Source organism: Bordetella pertussis 18323 (assembly GCF_000306945.1).
Lineage (GTDB): Bacteria > Pseudomonadota > Gammaproteobacteria > Burkholderiales > Burkholderiaceae_B > Bordetella > Bordetella pertussis.
In genome coordinates this window covers 2,364,504-2,382,449 of sequence record NC_018518.1, presented here as the reverse complement: position 1 = coordinate 2,382,449, position 17,946 = coordinate 2,364,504, and the positions used below count along the sequence as shown (strand labels likewise).

Genomic DNA, 17,946 nt, shown 5'->3' with positions numbered 1-17,946 from the left:
CCTGGATATGTCGGTAGCGATCGCGATGCGGGGCGACATAGAAGTCGTGACCCTGGACAGCCCGCCGGTGAATGCATTGGGGCGGACGTTGCGGCACGGCCTGGCGCAATGCCTGGAGCAGGTGTACGCCAGGCCGGACGTGCGGGCGCTGCTGCTGGTCAGCGCCCGTCCGGGCATTTTCTCGGCTGGCGCGGATATCAAGGAGTTCGACCAGGCAGGGTCGGACCAGGATGCCGGGCTGGCCGAACTGATAGACCGCATCGAGAACGCGCCGGTGCCCGTGGTGGCGCTGCTCGATGGCGCGGCGCTGGGCGGCGCGCTGGAGCTTGCGCTGGGGTGCCACTATCGGCTGGCGTCGCCGCGCGCCTCGCTGGGGTTGCCGGAGATCAAGCTGGGGTTGCTGCCTGGCGCCGGCGGCACGCAGCGCTTGCCGCGCCTGGTCGGCGCGCGCCATGCCGTCGAGATGGTGCTGGGCGGCGAACCCGTGGGCGGCGAAACCGCGCTGCGGTGCAAACTGGCCGATGCGCTGTTGTCTGCCGACGATACGCTGGAGCAGGCGCTGGCGTGGATGCGCAACGCGCCGGGCGGGCTGGCGCGGCGCCGCGTTGCCAGTTTGCCTGCGTTGGCGCCGGCATCGATCGCCGAGGCGGCGCGCGCGGCCGCCATCCGGCCGGTGGGCAGCGCGGCGGCGCGCGAGGCGGCGCTGGCATGCCTTGCCGCGGCACAGGGGCCGTTCGACGCCGGGCGGGCGCTGGAGCGCGAGTCGTTCGCGCGCCTGCGCGACAGGGCCGAGGCGCGGGCCTTGCGCTATGCCTTTTTTGCCGAGCGGCCGCGCCCGCCGGCCGGCGATGTGTCGGCCCGGCGCATCGAGCAGGTCGCGGTCGTGGGGGCTGGCACGATGGGCACCGGCATTGTCATCTGCCTGGCCGACGCCGGCCTGCCGGTGATCTGGCACGACGTGGACGCCGACCGGCTGGCGCAGGGGCGCGCGCAGGTATGCCAGCATTTCGAGCGCCTGGCCGCGCGCAAGCGGCTCACGTCCAGGCAGGCCGAGCAGCGTGTCGCCGCCGTCGCGACAACCGGCGAGATGGCCGGCATCGCGCAGGCCGATCTCGCCATCGAGGCGGTGTTCGAGGACATGGCGGTGAAATGCGCGGTTTTCCGCGAGCTGGACCGGGTCCTCAAGCCCGGCGCCATCCTGGGCACCAACACGTCGACGCTGGATGTCGACCGGATCGCGCACAGCACGCGGCGCCCGCAGGACGTGGTGGGGCTGCATTTCTTCAGCCCCGCGCCGGTGATGCCCTTGCTCGAGATCGTGCGCGGCGCGGCCACCCACGCCGATGTGGTGGCCGCCGCGCAAGGGCTGGCGCGGCGCTTGCGCAAGACCGCCGTGGTGGCCGGCGTGTGCGACGGCTTCATCGGCAACCGCATGTGGCATCAGTATCTGCGGCAGGCGGCCTTGATGGTGCACGAGGGCGCCATGCCCATGGAGGTCGACGCGGCGCTGCGCGACTGGGGCTTCGCCATGGGCCCGTTCCAGGTCGCCGACCTGGCGGGCCTGGACGTGGGCGACAGCATCCGCCTGCGGCAGCGCAGCGAGATGCCGCACAGGCCCTGGCCCGACTGGCTGGACCGGGTCAGCGCGGCGGGCCGCCTCGGCCTGAAAGGAGGCAGCGGGATCCATGGCTATCCGGACGGCGGCCGGCAGCCCCGGCGCGATGCCGAGGTGGAGGCCATGATTGCGGCCGCTTCGCGCGAGGCCGGAGTATCCCGCCGGGCCATTGCGGCCGACGAGATCGTCGAGCGTTGCCTGCACGCGCTCGTCGTCGAGGCCGCGCGCCTGCTGGAGGAGGGCATCGCGGCCAGCGCGACGGACGTGGACGCGGTGTTCCTGGCCGGCTATGGCTTTCCGCGCTGGCGCGGCGGCCCTTGCCACAGCGCCGACGCCATGGGCCTGCCGGCGGTGGTGGCCGGCTTGCGGCGGCGCGCCGCCACGGCGGAACCGGAATTCTGGCAACCGCCCGGCCTGCTGGCCCGCCTGGCGGCGCAGGGCGGCCGGCTGCAGGATCACGGCCAGGAGGGCGCATGAGCGACGACATCGTCATCGTATCGACCGCGCGCACGCCCATCGGCAAGGCCTATCGGGGCGCCTTCAACAATACCCATGGCGCCACCCTGGGCGGGCACGCCGTCGAGCACGCGGTGCGGCGCGCCGGGATCGAGCCGGCCGAGGTCGATGACCTCATCATGGGGTGCGGCCGCCCGGAAGGAACGGCGGGCGAGAACATCGCGCGCCAGGCCGCCTTGCGCGCCGGCCTGCCGGTCGAGGTGCCCGGCGTCACGGTGAACCGGCTTTGCTCGTCCGGGCTGCAGGCCATCGCCATGGGCGCCCAGTCCATCCTGTGCGGCAGCGCCGATATCGTGGTGGCGGGCGGGCTGGATTCGATTTCCTGCGTGCAGAACGAACACATGAATCACCACATGGAACAGGACCCCTGGCTGGCGCGGCACCAGCCGGAGATTTTCCTGCCCATGATCGATACCGCCGAAGTGATCGCCCGGCGCTACGGCATTTCGCGCCAGCGCCAGGACGAGTACGCGGCGCGCAGCCAGCAGCGCGCCGCGCAGGCGCGCGCGGCCGGCCGCATGTGCGACGAAATCGCGCCCATGCGTGTGAGCCACCTGGCGGCCGACCCGCACGGCGCGCCGCCCGTTGAAACCGAAATGCTGGTGGCCGAGGACGAAGGCGTGCGCCCCGGGACGACTTCCGAAAAACTGGCCGAGCTCAAGAGCGTGCGCGAGGGCGGCTGCATTACGGCGGGCAATGCCAGCCAGCTTTCGGACGGCGCCTCGGCCTGCGTGCTGATGCGCGCGGCTGCCGCGCGGGCGCGTGGCCTGCGGCCCCTGGGCTGCTTCCGCGGCTTTGCGGTGGCGGGCTGCCGTCCCGATGAAATGGGCATCGGCCCGGTGCAGGCCGTGCCCCGCCTGCTGGCGCGCGCCGGCCTGGCGATCGGCGACATCGGCCTGTGGGAGTTGAACGAGGCGTTCGCCGTGCAGGTAATCTATTGCCGTGACCGCCTGGGCCTGCCCGATGAACGCCTGAACGTGAACGGCGGCGCCATCGCGCTGGGCCATCCCTATGGCATGTCCGGCGCGCGGCTGGTGGGGCATGCGCTGCTGGAAGGGCGCGCCCGGGGCGTGCGTTATGTGGTGGTGACCATGTGCGTGGGCGGCGGCATGGGCGCCGCGGGACTATTCGAGGTGCTATGAACGGATTCGAGTTTCGGACACATGCCCGCACGCTGGCGGGCGAGGGGGCCTCGCAACGGTTGGGCGAGGCGGTCGCGGCGCAATGGGGGCCGTGCCGCATCCTGGTCGTCACGGACGAGCAGCTGGTGCGGCTGGGCCTGGTCGCGGCCCTGGCGCAAAGCCTGCGCGACGCCGGCCACACGGTCCAGGTCTACGACGGCGTGCTGGCCGATCCGCCCGAAGCGGTGGTGAGCCAGGCGATCGCGCGGGGCCGGGAAACGGACGTGCAATGCGTGATCGGCTTCGGCGGCGGCTCGTCGATGGATATCGCGAAACTGGTGGCGGCGTTCGCCGGCTCCGCGGCCGACTTTCGCGACAGCTACGGCATCGACCGCGTCGCCACGGCGCGCCTGCCGCTGGTGCAGGTGCCGACCACGGCCGGCACCGGCTCGGAAGCCACGCCCATCGCCATCGTGACCCGCGAGGACGCCTCCAAGGCGGGCATTGTCTCCCCCGTCCTGTACTGCGACATCGCCGTACTGGATGCCGCGTTGACCCGGGGCCTGCCGCCGGCCGTGACCGCCGCCACCGGCATCGACGCCATCGTGCACGCCGTCGAGGCCTATACCAGCCGGCTGCGCAAGAACCCGATCTCCGATGGCCTGGCGCGCGAGGCGTTGCGCCTGCTGTGCCGTTCCATCGGCCCCGCATGCCGCGACGGCGCCGACATGGCGGCCCGCCATGACATGTTGCTGGGCGCGATGCTGGCGGGGCAGGCGTTCGCCAATGCGCCGGTGGCGGCCGTGCATGCGCTGGCCTATCCGCTGGGCGGCGTTTTCCACGTGCCGCACGGCCTGTCCAATGCATTGATGTTCGGCGCGGTGCTGCGTTTCAACCTGCCGCAGGCCGGCGCCGCCTATGCCCAGCTTGCGCAGATCGCCTGTCCGCAGGTCGACGGCCCGCAGCAGGCGCGCGCCGAAGGATTCGTGCAGGAAATGGCCAGCCTGGGGCCGCGTCTGGGGCTGCCGCGGCGCCTGGCCGAAGTCGGGGTGGCCGAACGCGATCTGCCCATGCTCGCGCAACAGGCCATGCAGCAACAGCGTTTGCTGGTCAACAACCCCAGGGAGCTCGGCTACGACGACGCCTTGCGCCTTTACCGGGAGGCGCTGTGAACGATAGCGCGGGCCAGGCCCCGCGTCCGCAACGGTGGCAGCGGGCCGGCTTCGGCCATTTCGAGGCCATGCCGGTACGCTGGATGGATTGCGACATGTATGGGCATGTCAACAACGTCGTGTATTACGCCTACTTCGATACGGCGGTGAATCGCTACCTGGCGTCGGCCGGTCAGCTCGACCCGCAGGCGGGCGCCGTGATCGGCCTGGTCGTGGAAACGCACTGCAATTTCCACGCGCCGGCCGAGTTCCCGGAAACATTGCAGATCGGCCTGCGCGTGGCCCACGTGGGGCGCAGCAGCGTGCGCTACGAGCTGGGCGTGTTCCGCCCCGGCGACGAACTGTGCACGGCCCAGGGCCACTTCGTGCATGTCTACGTCGACCGCGCCAGCCGCCGCCCCGTGGCGCTGCCAGCCGGCCTGCGGGCCTGCCTGGGCCGGCTGGCGGCGGCCGGGCGCGCTTGAGGCGCGCGCCGCTGGCCGCCTGCCTGCCGTCTACGTGCCGGCGCCGGCCGTCACCGCTTCGGCAACCAGCTGGGCGGTCGCGGCCGACAGCGTCCATCCGAGGTGGCCATGGCCGGTGTTGTAGAACACGCCCGGCCGCTTGCCGGGCCCGACGCGCGGCAGCATGCTGGGCAGCATGGGCCGCAGGCCCGCCCAGGGCACGACGCGGCTGGTCGAGACCTGCGGAAAATACCGGCGCACCCATGCGACCAGCGGTTCGACGCGGTCGGCGCGGATATCGCGATTGAAGCCGTTGAATTCGGCGGTGCCGGCCACCCGGAACCGGCCGGCGCCGAGCCGGCTGGTCACGATCTTGGCGCGGTCGTCCAGCAGGCTGGTCCAGGGCGCGCCGGCCTGGCTGGCCTCGTCGTCCAGGCTCACCGTGATCGAATATCCCTTGACCGGATAGATGTTGACGCGGTCGCCCACCATGCTGGCGAAGCGGCGGCTGCCCACGCCCGCGCAGATCACCACCTTGTCGTAGCGTTCGACGTCTTCGGCGGTCGTGATGGCGATGGCGCCGCCGCGATGGTCGATGCCGCTGACTGGCGTTTCGTAGCGGAACAGCGCGCCGTGCCGCGCGGCGGCCCGGGCCAGGCCAGTGGTGAACTTGTGGATGTCGCCGGTGGAGTCCGACTCGGTAAAGAAGCCGCCGTAGAAGTCGCCCTGCAGGGCCGGTTCGATGGCGCGCATTTCCTCGGGCGATACGGGCCGCCGCTCCAGCCCGCCGGCGCGCAGCAGGGCGTTGACCCGCAAGGCGCTGTCGTACTCCCGCCTGCTGGCATAGAAGTGCAGGATGCCGCGCCGCTCATGATCGAAATCGATCCGTTCGCGGGCCGCGATGTCGAACAGATGCTGGCGCGCGGCGATGGCCAGCCGCACGGTTTCTATGGTGTTGGCTTCGTAGCGGGGGATCTGGCGCAGGAACTCTCCCAGCCACGAGTACTTGTGCCAGCTGGGCCGGGGATTGAGCAGCAGCGGGGCGTCGCGCCGCAGCATCCAGCGCAGGCCCTTGAAGAGCGTGGAGCGGCTGTTCCAGACCTCGGCGTTGCTGGCCGAGAGCTGCCCGCCGTTGGCGAACGAGGTTTCCATCGCGCTATAGCGGTGGCGGTCGAACACCGTGACCTGGTGATCGCGCAAGGCGAGCGCATAGGCGGTGGTGACGCCGGTGATGCCGGCGCCGATGACGGCGATTCGAGACATGGTCGTGGTCCCAGAGGAGGTTGGCGTCTGCCGGCCATCGGAATGGCCCGGCCGCAACCCCATCTGTCCATTTACCTGAGAGCTTCACCCGTGCGCCGCTGCAAACGCGCCAGGGATCCCCTTCGGTGGGCGCCGTACCGCGCGCCACTCTCCAGATGTTCCAGCAGGTCGGTCCTTTTGCCTGAGAGTTTCCGGGGTGGTTGCTCCGTCGGCGCCGTCCGCTGGACGGTCTCTCCCGAACTGCACGTTGGTGGAACCGGCACAAGTTACAGCGATTGCGCCGGCAGGACAAGACGCGGGCGCGCATCCAAGGGGAAACCCTGGCCACGCGCGGGCGGCGCCCTCAGACCGGTTCGGCGTCCACGTCGTACGTGAAGAGCCACTCGTATCTTTCGCGTACCCGGGCCTCGCTCCATTGCTGTTCGACATAGGCGGCCGCGCCGGCCGCGTGCGCCAGCTCCGGGTTGTGGAAGCGCTTGGCGTTCTCGGCCGAGCCGCGCACCACGCGCGCCGTGCGCTCGACGCGCAGATCCTGGTAGCGGACCAGCGCCTGCCGCGCATCGGCGCGCATGCCGTCGAGGCAGCGCGCCAGCACGTAGCCGTCCTCGATGGCCATGGCCGCGCCCGAGGCCAGCATCGGCAGGGTCGGGTGGCAGGCGTCGCCCAGCAGGGTGATGCGCCCGCTGGTCCAGCGCGCCAGGGGCTCGCGCAGCATCATCGCCCACTTGAAGGGCGTATCCAGCGCATGGATCAGCGTCTGCACGTCCTCGTGCCAGCCGGCGAAATCCCGCGCGCATTCCGCGATCGTGCCCTGCTGTGTCCAGGACTCGACCTGCCAGTCGTCGCGCTCCAGGATGCCGACGAAGTTCACCAGTTCGCCGCGGCGCAGCGGGTAGTGGATGACATGGGCGCCGGGGCCGACCCAGTTGACGGCATACGGCTCGCGCAAATGCGGCGGCAGCTTGTGCGCCGGGATGACGCCGCGCCAGGCCAGCGCGCCGGAGAAGCGCGCCTGGTCCTGGCCATGCAGGGCGGCGCGCACGCGCGAGTGCACGCCATCGGCGCCCACCAGGATATCGGCCTGGCGCGTGCTGCCGTCGGCCAGCGTGACGCTGGCCGCGGCATCGTCCTTCGCGACGCTCTCGACCCGGGCGCCCAGTTCGATGGCCTGCGGATCGCGCGCCAGCACGGCTTCGGCCAGCACGCGGTGCAGGTCGGCGCGGTAGATGGTCAGGTACGGGTAGCCATAGCGCTCGACGGACTGCGCGCCCAGGTCGAACAGCGGCCAGGTCTGGCCGGTGTTCCACAGGCGGATGCGCTTGCCGGACGCCGGGCTGGCCACCTGTTCCAGGGCCGCGCCCAGGCCCAGCTGGTACAGCACGCGGTTGGCGTTGGCGCTGAGCTGGATGCCCGCGCCCAGTTCGCGCAGCTGCGCGGCCTGTTCCAGCACGCGGACCTGGAAACCGCGCGCCTGCAGGGCCAGCGCGGCGGTCAGGCCGCCCAGGCCGGCGCCGGCGATCAGGATCCGGGGGGAGGAGGTGTCGGGCATCGTGGGTTGTCCTTCTGTGTCGCGTATGCGTAGGCGCGGTTACTGGGGCTTGACGCCCGCGCTGCGGACCACGCCGGTCCATTTGTCGAGGTCGGCGCGGATCGCCTGGGCGAACTCCTGCGGGGTGTCGCCGACCGGCTCCAGGCCCAGCGCGCTGAGCTGCTTGATGACCTCGGGATCCTTGGCGGCGGCGGCCAGCGCGTCGGTCAGGGCCTGCACCGCCGGCGCGGGGGTGCCGGCCGGCGCCAGCAGGCCGAACCAGGAGTAGGCCTCGAAGGGCTTGCCGATCGTCTCCGCGACGGTGGGCACCTCGGGCAGGCCGCTGTAGCGCTGGCTGCCGGTGACGGCGTAGGCGCGCAGCTTGCCGGCGCGGATCTGCGGCGTCAGCAGCGTGACCGTATCGAAGAACAGATCGACCTGGCCGCCCATGACGTCGGTCAGGGCCGGCGCGCCGCCGCGGTAGGGCACGTGCAGCATGCGGGCGCCGGCCTCGCTCTTGAACATCTCGGCGGTCAGGTGGCCGATGGAGCCGGTGCCGGCCGAGGCCACGCTCAGGTCATGGTTCTTGGCGTAGTCGCGCAGCTGGCCGATGTCCTTGGGGCCCAGGTCGGGGCGGCTGACCAGGATCAGCGGGCCGCGCACGGCCATGCCGATGGGCGTGAAGGACTTGATCGGGTCGTACTGCAGGTTGGTGTAGAGGGCCGGCGCGACCACGATGCTGCTGGTGCCGCCCCACAGCAGGGTGTAGCCGTCGGGCTTGGCGCGGGTGACCACGGTGGTGCCGACGCTGCCGCCGGCGCCGGCGCGGTTCTCGACGATGACGGGCTGGCCCAGCTTGTCGGCCATGACGGCGCCGAACAGGCGCGCGCTGGTGTCGGTCGGGCCGCCGGGCGGGAAGGGCACGACCAGGGGCACGGGCTTGGCGGGGAACGTCTCGGCGGCCGCCGGCGCGGCCGGGCCCAGGGCCAGGCTGGCGGTGGCGGCCAGCGCCAGCACGGCGCGCAGCGTCATGGTCAAAGCGGGCGAACTCGTCATGTCTCGTCTCCTGTGTCTCTTGTGGCAATGAGGCCTCGCATGGGCCGATGGGCTTATTTCACCGCATCGGATTAAATAAGTAAAAGAACAATATTGGATAAATTGACAAGCATTGCTTGTTAATATGAATGCCTGTTTCCCCCCCGGCCGGCCGACCATGAACTTCTCCTTTCGCCAGATGCGCGCCTTTCTCGCGGTGGCGCGCCATGCCAGTTTCACCAAGGCGGCCGAACAGCTGCACATCTCGCAGGCCGGGCTGAGCGCCATGGTGCGCGACCTGGAAACGCAGCTGGGCAGCCGGCTGTTCGAGCGCACCACGCGCGCGGTCCGCCTGACGCCGGCGGGCCAGAGCCTGCTGCCGGTGGCGCAGCGCGCGGTGCAGGACCTGGGCGCGGCGGTGGCGCAACTGGGGGCCCTGGGCGCCGGCGGACGTGACCGCCTGCGCATCGGCGTGACGCCGTTGATCGCCTGCAGCGTGATCCCGGATGTGCTCAAGCGTTTCCAGGCGCTGGCGCCGCAGGTGCGCGTGGAAGTGATGGACCTGGATCGCAGCCTGATCGCCGCCCGGGTGGAAAGCGGCGACCTGGACGCCGGCTTCGGCGCCTTCTTCACGCGCGCGGCCGGCATACGGCGGCAAACCGTTTTCCCGGCCCGGCTGGCGCTGGCCGTGCCGCGCGTGGAGGGCGAGCGGCGCCGGTCGGTGCGCTGGCCCCAGATCGACCGCGACGGGCTGATCGCCTTGCCCGACGAGAATCCGATCCAGCGCCTGGTCAACCGGCACCTGGGCGTGCAGGGCGATGCGCCGGCGCGCGTGGTCACGCACCTGGAAACGGTATTGGCCATGGTCGAGGCGGGGCTGGGCTAGGTGTGAACTGTCAATAGGTTGTATTTGTCCAGGTTGAGTCTGGAGATGGGTACAGCGCGCCCGATGCCTTGGTGGGGTCGATGCCAGTTGTAGTGGTGTAGCCAGGATTTCATGGCATCGGCTCGGTGTTGGGAGTTCTGGTAGGTGTGAGCGTAAGCCCACTCACGCAAGGCCGACTGGATGAAGCGTTCGGCCTTGCCATTGGTCTGTGGGCGGTAAGGTCGGGTAAAGCGGTGCTTGATGCCCAGCTCATGGCACAGCGCGGCGAAGGCGCGGCTGCGAAAGGCCGAGCCATTGTCGGTGAGCAAGCGCTGGATGGTCACGCCCAGGCGCTGGTAGTAGGCCACTGCGTCCTTGAGGAACTGGACGGCGCTGGGGAAGCGCTCGTCGGGGTGGATGTCGGTGAAGGCCACGCGGGCGTGGTCATCGATGGCCACGAAGACGAAGTCCCAGCCGGCCCCCTCAACGGTATCGCGTCGGTTGCCCGTGACCCGGTGGCCAGGGCGCTGGATACGTCCCAGCTTCTTGATGTCGATGTGCAGCAGATCGCCGGGGGCCTGATGCTCGTAGCGCACCACCGGCTCGGCCGGCTCCAGGTCGGCCAGGTGCGACAGACCGGCGCGGGCCAGGACGCGGCTGACGGTGCTGGCTGACACGCCCAGCGCCTGGGCGATGCGCGCTTGGGTCAGCCGCTTGCGGCGCAGCTCCACGATAGCCAGCGCCTTGGCCGGCGCAATCGCTCGGGGCGAGACCGTCGGGCGCGAGGACGCATCGGCCAAGCCCGCCTGGCCCTGAGCCAGGAAGCGGCCCAGCCATTTGCGCACAGTCGGCGCGGTGACCCCATAGGCGCGGGCCGCTTCAGGCACACAAACTTGATGGGCGATCAATTGCTGGACCATTTCGAGTCGACGTAGGAAGGTCAATCGGGCATGCTTATGGGTGTTCATCCGGCCGGGCTCCTTGAGTGAACTGGGGGGGTGGCGATTTCCAGTTTCTCAAATCCGGTTCGGATGAACCATGCATACAACCTATTGAATCTTCACAGCTAGGCCGTGGTGCCGTCGTTCGCCGCGGTGGCGCGCCGGCGCTGGCGCGTCAGCCTGGTGCCGGTGGCGCCGCGCGTGGCGGTCGATTACTACTGCATCATGCGGGCCGGGCAGGGGGATGGCGAGCGCATCGACGCCTTCGCGCAATGCTTCGGCTCGGTGGCGGCCGAACACATGGGCGCCACGGCCGCGCGCTAGATGCGGGCTTGCGCCGTGCGCCGCGACAGCGTCTCGGCGGCTTCCTTGCGCTCGCTGTAGCGATCGACCAGGTACGGCGACGCGTCGCGCGTGAGCAAGGTGAACTTCATCAGCTCCTCGGCCACGTCGACCACCCGGTCATAGTAAGGCGAAGGCTGCATGCGTCCCGCCTCGTCGAACTCCTGGTAGGCCTTGGCCACCGACGATTGGTTCGGGATGGTCAGCATGCGCATCCAGCGGCCCAGCACCCGCATCTGGTTCACGGCGTTGAATGACTGGGATCCCCCCGATACCTGCATGACCGCCAGCGTCTTGCCCTGGGTCGGGCGCATCGCGCCCATCGACAGCGGGATCCAGTCGATCTGCGTCTTCATCAGGCCGCTCATGGCGCCGTGCCGCTCCGGCGAACTCCAGATCATGCCTTCGGCCCACCGGACCAGCTCATGCAGCTCACGGACCTTGGGATGGTCCTCGCTGGCGTCGTCGACCAGCGGCAGCCCGGACGGGTTGAACAGCCGGGTCTCGCCGCCCAGCGCCCGGCGCAGCCGCGCGGCTTCCTCCGCGACCAGGCGGCTATAGGAGCGCTCGCGCAACGACCCATACAGCAGCAGGAAGCGCGGGGCATGCGTGGCGCGCCCGGGCGGGAACAGCTCGGCCGCGCTCGGCTGCTTGAACCGTGACGGATCGATATTGGGCAGATCGGCGAGAACCTCAGACACGGTTGCCGTCCGCATCGATGACGGGCTGCCCGTCCTCCTTGTCGAAGGCGCCGCGCTGGGGCCGGGACAGGAGATCCAGAACGGTTTCCGACGGCCGGCACAGACGCGTTCCCAGTGGGGTTGTCACGATGGGGCGATTGATCAGGATCGGGTACTGGAGCATGAAATCGATCAGCTGCTCGTCTGTCCATTTCGGATCCGACAAACCGAGCTCGTCGTAAGGCGTGCCCTTTTGCCTGAGCAGGTCGCGCACCGGCATCCCCATGGCGACGATCAACGACCGCAGCGTTGCGGCGTCGGGCGGCGTCTTCAGATATTCGATGATGGCCGGCTACTCGCCGCTGTTGCGAATCAGCCCGAGCACATTGCGCGATGTCGCGCAGGCCGGGTTGTGATAGATCGTGATGGAAGTCATGACACACCTCTGTTGATGCAAGACTAGGGCTTGATTGGGTCGGGCCGCGCGCGCAGCACGAGCAGCGCGGCGCAGGCTGCCAGGCCTATGCCCCCGGATAGCCACAAAGCGTTGGCGCGCCAGGCGTCCAGCGCCAGGCCGAAGAGAAATGGCGCCAGCGCCTGCGCGACCCGCGCCGGCATCATCAGCCAGCCTTGGCGCGCGCCATAGCCCCGGGGGCCGAACAGCGCCAGCGGCAACGTGCCTTTGGCGATGGTCAGGATGCCGTTGCCCGCCCCATGCAGGATGGCGAACAGCGGGGCCAGCGCCGGGCCGGCGGCCAACAGCACGGCAACGCCGGCCGGATGCGCCAGGGCCGCCAGGCGCGCCGACAGCAAAGGATGAACATGCCGCAGCAAGCCGAACTCGAGCAGGCGGCCGGCCACTTGCGCGGGACCGATGAGCGCGCCCACGGCCACGGCGGCCGCGAGCGTGGCGCCCGTGGCTTGCAGCATGCGCGGCAAGTGGGTGGCCATCGCGGTGCTGATGAACCACGTCGCCGCGAACACGAAGGCGAGCAGGGCGGTGGCCAGCCCCTGCGGTCCCGGCCGCGCAGCAGGGAGGGTCCCCTCCTGCGCGGCCGGGGCATCCGGGCTTGGCGTCTCGGCGGCAACGGCTTTGGGAAGCCAGGCGTTCAACGGCAGGCCGATCATCAAATGCAAGGCCGCCCAGCCCAGGCATGCGCCGCGCCAGCCGAACAGCGTCTCCATCCAGGCGGAAAGCGGCCAGCCAACGGTGCTGGCGAAACCGGCGATCAGCGTGATTCCGGTGATGGCCCCGCGGGCGTGATGGCCATAAAGGCGTACCAGGCTGGAGAAGGCGGCCTCGTAGAGGCCGGCGCCCATCGCCACGCCCATGACGAGCCAGGCGGCAACCATCGTCCACAGGCCCTGGGCGGCGCCGAGCATGCCCAGCCCGAGGGCAAACAACAGACTGGTGCCGGCCAGGACCATACGGCCGCCGTGGCGGTCGATCGCCAGTCCCGTCCATGGCCCGATCAACGCCGATGCGACCAGGGCGGCGGAGAACGCCGCATAGACCGTCGGCGTGGACACGCCCAGGTCGCGAGCCATCGGATCCGCCAGCATCGCCGGCAGATAGTACGAGGAGGCCCAGGCCAGCGTCTGGGCGGTTCCCAGGATCCCGACGACGCGAACCGGTGCGCCTGGCATGGATCAGGCCCGCCTGGCGCCGGCGTCGCAACCGGCTGTGTTCTTTCGGGAATCGGACACCTCGCAGGTCGCGCCCTGGCAGCAGTGTTTGGTGAGATAGCCGAGCAATGCATTCATCCGGAAGAAATCGGCGCGGTAGATCAGATTGCGGCCCTGTTGCTCGACGCTGACCAGGCCGGCGTGCGCCAGCTCCTTGAGGTGAAAGGACAGCGCATTGCGGGCGATGCCGAGCCCGTCGGCCATGACGCTGGGCGTGAGCCCCGCCGGGCCCGCGACGACAAGGGCGCGAAACACGCTCAGGCGTTGCGCATGGGCCAGGGCGCCGAGGGAGGAAACGGCTTGTTCTGCATTCATGCCAAAATAATACAATGATTCTTGAATCATTGAATAGTCATGATGGGCTGCGCCGAATTGCCGGCCCGGGCGGGGCAGGTGGGCGGGCGAACGGCCTGGAGGCCGCGCCGTGGATCGGGAATCCTTGTCGCAGCATAAGAAATCCTTGCTTGTCGCTCGCGGGGTTCGCCGGTGTAATTCGTCGGGGCAGGCATTGCCGAATCCGGCCCCAACGCAGACGCGCACAGGGCAGCTCAATCGAGGAAGAAATGCACGACGAACAGGCACTTGATCTTGTCATCCGCGGCGGATTGCTCATGGACGGGCATGGCGGCGCGCCCCGGGTCGCCGACATCGGGGTGCGCGGCGCCCTGATCGCCGAGATCGGCGACATCGCGCCGGGCGCGGCCGCCGAGATCGACGCGCGCGGCAAGATCGTCACGCCAGGCTTCGTCGACATCCATACGCACTACGACGGGCAGATCATCTGGAATTCCCGCCTGGCTCCATCCAGCTGGCACGGCGTGACCACGGTGGTGATGGGCAACTGCGGGGTCGGGTTCGCGCCGGTGCGCGCGGCCGATCGCGGCAATCTGATCGAGCTGATGGAAGGCGTGGAAGACATCCCCGGCATCGCGCTGCACGAAGGGCTGGACTGGGCCTGGGAGACGTTTCCCGACTTCCTGCGCGCGACCGAACGGATCGAGCACGACATCGATTTCTGCGCGCAACTGCCGCACGCGGCGCTGCGCGTGTACGTCATGGGCGAGCGCGCGCTGCGGCTCGAGATGGCCACGCCCGAGGACATCGCGCGGATGCGCAGCCTGGCGGCCGAGGCCATGCGCCATGGCGCGATCGGCTTCTCGACTTCGCGCTCGATCAATCACCGCTCGGTCACCGGCGACCCGATGCCGTCGCTGCGCGCGGCCGAGGAAGAGCTGACCGGCATCGCCATGGGGCTGGCCGATGCCGGCGGCGGCGTGCTGGAGATCATCATCGACTTCGACGATCCGGACATGCTGGAGGCCGAGTTCGGCATGATGCGCCGCCTGGTGGAGAAATCCGGCCGGCCGCTGTCGTTCTCGCTGATGCAGAAGCACGGCAACAAGGACGGGTGGCGTCGGCTGCTGGCCCTGACGACGCAGGCGGCGGCCGACGGCCTGCCCATCCGCGCGCAGGTCGCGCCGCGCGGGGTAGGCGTGCTGCTGGGGCTGCAGGGCAGCCGCAATGTCTTCTCTGACTGCGCCAGCTACAAGGCCATCGCCCAGCTTGCGCTGGATGAGCGGGTGCGCCGCATGCGGGACCCGGCCTTGCGCGCGCAGCTGCTGCGCGAGAGCCAGGATACGCCGCTGGGCAAGCGCCTGAACGAGTTCGACAACATCTTTCCGCTGGGCAACCCGCCGTGCTACGACCCGGGCCCGGAACGCTCGATCGCGGCGCTGGCCCGGCGCGCCGGCGCCGATCCGGCCGAGCTGGCCTACGACTGCCTGCTCGAGGAAGACGGCAAGGCGCTGCTGTTCTCGCCATTCGCGAACTATGCCGACCAGAACCTGGACGCCTGCGCGCAAATGCTTGCCGACCCGAACACGGTCATCGGCCTGGGCGACGGCGGCGCGCACGTGGCGCTGATCTCCGACGCCAGCTTCCCGACCTTCCTGCTCAAGCATTGGGGGGCGGGGGAGCAGGGCGGCCGGGCCCGCGGCCGCCTGATCGCGCCGTCACAGCGCGGCCGGCGACGGCCCACGAACAATAAACAAGGAGGAGAAGACCATGATGAAAGGCATCTGTGCAGCGTTTGCGTTCGCCGCGCTTGCGGCTTCCTGGCAGGGCCCGGCCCAGGCCGCGTTTCCCGACCAGCCCATCAAGCTGGTGGTGCCCTTCGCGCCGGGCGCCACGATCGGCCCGCTCGCGCAGCTGGTGTCCGAGCAACTGTCCAGCGACCTGGGTACGCCGGTGTACACCGAGTTCAAGACCGGCGCCGGCGGCAACATCGGCGCCGATATCGTGGCCAAGTCGCCGGGCGACGGCTATACGCTGCTGCTGGGCACGATCAGCATCCTGACCATCAACCCGTCGCTGTACCCGGACTTGCCCTTCGATCCGGTCAAGGACTTCAAGCCGGTGTCGATGCTGGTCACCACGCAGAACATCCTGGTCGTCAACCCCGAGAGCAAGATCCAATCGGTGGCGGATCTGGCCGACTATGCCAGGCAACATCCTGGCCAGGCCACCTTCGGCTCGTCCGGCACCGGCAGCACCATGCACCTGGCGGGCGAACTGTTCAGCACCACGGCGCAGGTCAAGATGACGCACGTCCCGTACCGCGGCGGCGGACCGGCCAGGTCGGACCTGCTGGGCGGGCGGCTGACGCTGATGTTCAGCGACCTGAGCGCGGTCCCCATGGTGCAGGCCGGCAAGCTGCGCGCGCTGGCCGTGACCGGGTCGCAGCGCGACGGCCGCATCCCCGATATCCCGACCATGCAGGAAAGCGGCATGAAAGGCTTCGATGTCGAACCCTGGTATGGCCTGGTGGCGCCCGCGGGCACGCCCGACGCGGTCATCGCCAGGCTCAACGCCAGCGTGCGCAAGGTGTTCGACAAGCAGAAGGTGCGCGATGCGCTGCAGAACATCGGCCTGCGGCCGGCCAGCGACCTGTCGGTGGCGTACATGGCCGGCAAGATCGACAGCGACCTGGGCAAGTGGGCGCCCATCGTCAAATCGGTCGACATGAAAACCAACTGATGAGCGGCCCGGCATGAAGACGCAAGCAACAGCCGGCGATGGCGCGGCGGTGGTGGCCATCGCGGGCGGAATGGGCGCGCTGGGCAGGGCGCTGGCGCAGCGGTTCAAGCAGCGCGGCGACCAGGTCGTCGTGCTGGACCAGGCCACCGACGCCGCCGGCCTGCCGCAGGCGGGCGCCGACCTGGCCTTGCTCGACGTCGATCTCAACGACGTCGCCAGCACGCGCCATGCCTTCGACACGATCGCGCGCCGGTTCGGCCGGCTCGACGCCCTGGTCAGCGTGGCCGGCGGTTTCCATCACGAAACGCTGGCCGAGGGCAAGGTCAAGGCCTGGGACCACATGTACGCGCTCAATCTGCGCACCGCCGTGGTGGCCTGCCAGGCCGCGCTGCCGCTGATGCTGGCGCGCGGCGCCGGGCATGTCGTGTGCATCGGCTCGGACGCCATCGGGCGCGCGCACGCCGGGCTCGGGGCGTATGCCGCGTCCAAGGCGGGCGTGGCCGAACTGGTCAGGACCCTGGCCGCCGAAACCCGCGACCAGGGCATCGCGGCCAACGCGGTGCTGCCCGGCACCCTGGATACCCCGGGCAATCGGCGCGCCATGCCCGATGCCGATTTTTCCCGCTGGGTGTCGCTCGACGCGGCGGCGGCGCTGATCCTGTTCCTGGCCTCGCCGCTGGCCGCCCAGATCAACGGCGCCTGCATTCCGATCGTGAACCGCTGCTAGAGCGCTATGCGGCGGCGCTGCAGTGGGCCGCCAGCAGCCTGGAGAATACGTGGATGGACGAGGAGGCCGGATTGGACGCGTCGCTCGTGCAATAGAAATCGACCGCCGGCGCGCCCTGCGGCAGCGCAATCTGGCCGACCGTGTCGCGATCGTAGAAATCCGCCAGGAAAGTGGGCACGAAACCCATCCCCATGCCGGCGCTGATCAAGGACGCCACCGTGGCCACGTGGCAGACCTCCTGGCGGCGCAGGGCATGCGCGCCGACCTCCAGCAGGTACCGGTCGACGACCTGCTGGACCGCGTTGGAGTCCGGCAGCGCCCACAGTACGATATCGTGCTGGCGCGCCCAGTCTTCCACCCCCGCGATCTCCAGGCCCGGCGGGATCAGCCTGCCGGGACCGGCCAGCCGCAGCGCCATGCCGAAGATGTACTCGCTCTTGAGCCGCGAGGCGCGGCGCATATAGGTGCCGTAGGTCGCGTCGAGCCTGCCGGTCTCCACCATGTCGTGCAGCACTTCCAGTTCGGCGTCCACGACCTCGCACGAACGGCCCGTGCATTGCTGGAACTCGCGCATCACGGCCGGCAGCACCGTGCTGGCGATCAAGGGCGACACCCCGACGCAGATCCCGCCTTGCTGGCGGCGGTTCAGCGCGGACAGCTCCAGCATGCCCTTGTTGAGGCTTTCGACGGCCTGGCGGGCATAGGGCAGGAACTGCGTGCCGGCCTGGGTGAGGGCGGTCGCGCGGTTCGAACGCTCGAACAGCCGGATTCCGACCTGCGTCTCCAGTTCGTTGATCATGGAGCTCAGGCCCGCCTGGGTGACGTGCAGGGTTTCGGCCGCGCGCGTGAAGCTGCGGACCTCGGCGACCAGCAGGAAGGCTTGGAGCTGGCGGGTGGATACTCTCATGTCGGTTGGGCCCATGCTTGTCGGCCCCGTCTTTTATCATGGCGTCGATGCCGCCGGCCAGCCAAGCCT

General features: G+C 69.8%; 16 protein-coding genes, 2 pseudogenes and 1 riboswitch. Of the genes and pseudogenes, 9 read left to right on the top strand and 9 right to left on the bottom strand.

From position 1 onward, the window contains the following. Positions 1–7: 7 nt before the first annotated feature. The 4 genes from BN118_RS11265 to BN118_RS11250 are packed head-to-tail and all read left to right on the top strand — an operon-like array spanning position 8 to position 4,888. Entirely contained in the window at positions 8–2,092 is a 2,085-nt protein-coding gene (locus BN118_RS11265) for a 3-hydroxyacyl-CoA dehydrogenase NAD-binding domain-containing protein (protein ID WP_014905841.1), read from the top strand. Then, a complete protein-coding gene (locus BN118_RS11260; RefSeq protein ID WP_014905840.1) occupies positions 2,089–3,273 on the top strand; it encodes an acetyl-CoA C-acyltransferase in 1,185 nt (394 codons plus the stop codon). The genes BN118_RS11265 and BN118_RS11260 overlap by 4 nt, the downstream gene beginning before the upstream one ends. After that, positions 3,270–4,424, top strand: coding sequence for an iron-containing alcohol dehydrogenase (locus BN118_RS11255; protein WP_014905839.1), 1,155 nt, complete (start codon positions 3,270–3,272; stop codon positions 4,422–4,424). Before BN118_RS11260 ends, BN118_RS11255 begins: the two co-directional genes overlap by 4 nt. Next, complete coding sequence (locus BN118_RS11250; protein ID WP_014905838.1) at positions 4,421–4,888, top strand: acyl-CoA thioesterase; 468 nt, start codon at positions 4,421–4,423, stop codon at positions 4,886–4,888. The genes BN118_RS11255 and BN118_RS11250 overlap by 4 nt, the downstream gene beginning before the upstream one ends. A 30-nt stretch (positions 4,889–4,918) precedes the next feature. Here BN118_RS11250 and BN118_RS11245 read toward each other — a convergent pair whose 3' ends face one another. From BN118_RS11245 to BN118_RS11235, 3 genes are all read right to left on the bottom strand, one after another. Then, positions 4,919–6,130 (bottom strand): D-amino acid dehydrogenase, encoded by a 1,212-nt coding sequence (locus BN118_RS11245; protein ID WP_003811478.1) that lies wholly within the window; start codon positions 6,128–6,130, stop codon positions 4,919–4,921. Positions 6,131–6,289: 159 nt separating this feature from the next. Continuing rightward, positions 6,290–6,378, bottom strand: a riboswitch (glycine riboswitch). Positions 6,379–6,473: 95 nt separating this feature from the next. Further along, a complete protein-coding gene (locus BN118_RS11240) occupies positions 6,474–7,679 on the bottom strand; it encodes an FAD-dependent monooxygenase (RefSeq protein WP_014905837.1) in 1,206 nt (401 codons plus the stop codon). Between the two features lie 39 nt (positions 7,680–7,718). Then, positions 7,719–8,714, bottom strand: coding sequence for a Bug family tripartite tricarboxylate transporter substrate binding protein (locus BN118_RS11235; protein WP_014905836.1), 996 nt, complete (start codon positions 8,712–8,714; stop codon positions 7,719–7,721). A 157-nt stretch (positions 8,715–8,871) separates the two neighbouring features. On the opposite strand from BN118_RS11235, the gene BN118_RS11230 reads away from it, so the two are divergent. Next, positions 8,872–9,579, top strand: coding sequence for a LysR family transcriptional regulator (locus tag BN118_RS11230; RefSeq protein ID WP_041166279.1), 708 nt, complete (start codon positions 8,872–8,874; stop codon positions 9,577–9,579). Here the strand turns inward: BN118_RS11230 and BN118_RS11225 are convergent. After that, complete coding sequence (locus BN118_RS11225) at positions 9,576–10,526, bottom strand: IS481-like element IS481 family transposase (protein WP_010929956.1); 951 nt, start codon at positions 10,524–10,526, stop codon at positions 9,576–9,578. The two genes, BN118_RS11230 and BN118_RS11225, sit on opposite strands and share 4 nt — an antisense overlap. Positions 10,527–10,631: 105 nt before the next feature. Here BN118_RS11225 and BN118_RS11220 point away from each other — a divergent pair, with 105 nt between their 5' ends. Next, the gene (locus BN118_RS11220; protein ID WP_023852764.1) at positions 10,632–10,823 is read left to right on the top strand and encodes a hypothetical protein; all 192 of its coding nucleotides are present in this window, start codon (positions 10,632–10,634) and stop codon (positions 10,821–10,823) included. Here the strand turns inward: BN118_RS11220 and arsH are convergent. The 4 genes and pseudogenes from arsH to BN118_RS11200 all read right to left on the bottom strand — a co-directional run bounded on the left by arsH (position 10,820) and on the right by BN118_RS11200 (position 13,552). Then, positions 10,820–11,542, bottom strand: a complete 723-nt coding sequence (arsH, locus tag BN118_RS11215) for an arsenical resistance protein ArsH (RefSeq protein WP_010930503.1) — start codon at positions 11,540–11,542, stop codon at positions 10,820–10,822. The genes BN118_RS11220 and arsH overlap by 4 nt on opposite strands. Beyond that, positions 11,535–11,957 (bottom strand): annotated as a pseudogene (gene arsC / locus BN118_RS11210) (arsenate reductase (glutaredoxin)). The gene arsH and the pseudogene arsC overlap by 8 nt, the downstream one beginning before the upstream one ends. 23 nt (positions 11,958–11,980) lie before the next feature. After that, positions 11,981–13,168, bottom strand: coding sequence for an MFS transporter (locus BN118_RS11205; protein WP_014905835.1), 1,188 nt, complete (start codon positions 13,166–13,168; stop codon positions 11,981–11,983). Positions 13,169–13,171: 3 nt separating this feature from the next. Beyond that, positions 13,172–13,552: an ArsR/SmtB family transcription factor gene (locus tag BN118_RS11200; protein WP_019249653.1), complete on the bottom strand. Its 381-nt coding sequence runs from the start codon at positions 13,550–13,552 to the stop codon at positions 13,172–13,174. On the opposite strand from BN118_RS11200, the pseudogene BN118_RS19545 reads away from it, so the two are divergent. The 3 genes and pseudogenes from BN118_RS19545 to BN118_RS11185 form a co-directional block, all read left to right on the top strand. Continuing rightward, a pseudogene (locus tag BN118_RS19545) lies at positions 13,537–15,147 on the top strand (N-acyl-D-amino-acid deacylase family protein); the annotation flags it as partial. The gene BN118_RS11200 and the pseudogene BN118_RS19545 sit on opposite strands and share 16 nt — an antisense overlap. A gap of 124 nt (positions 15,148–15,271) precedes the next feature. Continuing rightward, on the top strand, positions 15,272–16,243 hold the full coding sequence (locus BN118_RS11190) for a Bug family tripartite tricarboxylate transporter substrate binding protein (RefSeq protein WP_010930506.1): 972 nt from the start codon (positions 15,272–15,274) through the stop codon (positions 16,241–16,243). Positions 16,244–16,256: 13 nt separating this feature from the next. Further along, the gene (locus tag BN118_RS11185) at positions 16,257–16,970 is read left to right on the top strand and encodes an SDR family oxidoreductase (protein WP_010930507.1); all 714 of its coding nucleotides are present in this window, start codon (positions 16,257–16,259) and stop codon (positions 16,968–16,970) included. Between the two features lie 4 nt (positions 16,971–16,974). Here BN118_RS11185 and BN118_RS11180 read toward each other — a convergent pair whose 3' ends face one another. Further along, positions 16,975–17,892 carry a LysR family transcriptional regulator gene (locus BN118_RS11180; RefSeq protein ID WP_014905834.1) on the bottom strand — a complete coding sequence of 306 codons (918 nt, stop codon included), beginning with the start codon at positions 17,890–17,892 and terminating at the stop codon, positions 16,975–16,977. Between the last annotated feature and the right edge of the window lie 54 nt (positions 17,893–17,946).

Coding starts and splice junctions, on each gene's coding strand:
- BN118_RS11240 (WP_014905837.1), bottom strand. CDS start 7,679: ATGCCCGACACCTCCTCCCCCCGGATCCTGATCGCCGGCGCCGGCCTG.
- BN118_RS11230 (WP_041166279.1), top strand. CDS start 8,872: ATGAACTTCTCCTTTCGCCAGATGCGCGCCTTTCTCGCGGTGGCGCGC.
- BN118_RS11200 (WP_019249653.1), bottom strand. CDS start 13,552: ATGATTCAAGAATCATTGTATTATTTTGGCATGAATGCAGAACAAGCC.
- BN118_RS11185 (WP_010930507.1), top strand. CDS start 16,257: ATGAAGACGCAAGCAACAGCCGGCGATGGCGCGGCGGTGGTGGCCATC.
- BN118_RS11265 (WP_014905841.1), top strand. CDS start 8: ATGTCGGTAGCGATCGCGATGCGGGGCGACATAGAAGTCGTGACCCTG.
- BN118_RS11180 (WP_014905834.1), bottom strand. CDS start 17,892: ATGGGCCCAACCGACATGAGAGTATCCACCCGCCAGCTCCAAGCCTTC.
- BN118_RS11225 (WP_010929956.1), bottom strand. CDS start 10,526: ATGAACACCCATAAGCATGCCCGATTGACCTTCCTACGTCGACTCGAA.
- BN118_RS11205 (WP_014905835.1), bottom strand. CDS start 13,168: ATGCCAGGCGCACCGGTTCGCGTCGTCGGGATCCTGGGAACCGCCCAG.
- BN118_RS11235 (WP_014905836.1), bottom strand. CDS start 8,714: ATGACGAGTTCGCCCGCTTTGACCATGACGCTGCGCGCCGTGCTGGCG.
- BN118_RS11260 (WP_014905840.1), top strand. CDS start 2,089: ATGAGCGACGACATCGTCATCGTATCGACCGCGCGCACGCCCATCGGC.
- BN118_RS11255 (WP_014905839.1), top strand. CDS start 3,270: ATGAACGGATTCGAGTTTCGGACACATGCCCGCACGCTGGCGGGCGAG.
- BN118_RS11190 (WP_010930506.1), top strand. CDS start 15,272: ATGATGAAAGGCATCTGTGCAGCGTTTGCGTTCGCCGCGCTTGCGGCT.
- BN118_RS11245 (WP_003811478.1), bottom strand. CDS start 6,130: ATGTCTCGAATCGCCGTCATCGGCGCCGGCATCACCGGCGTCACCACC.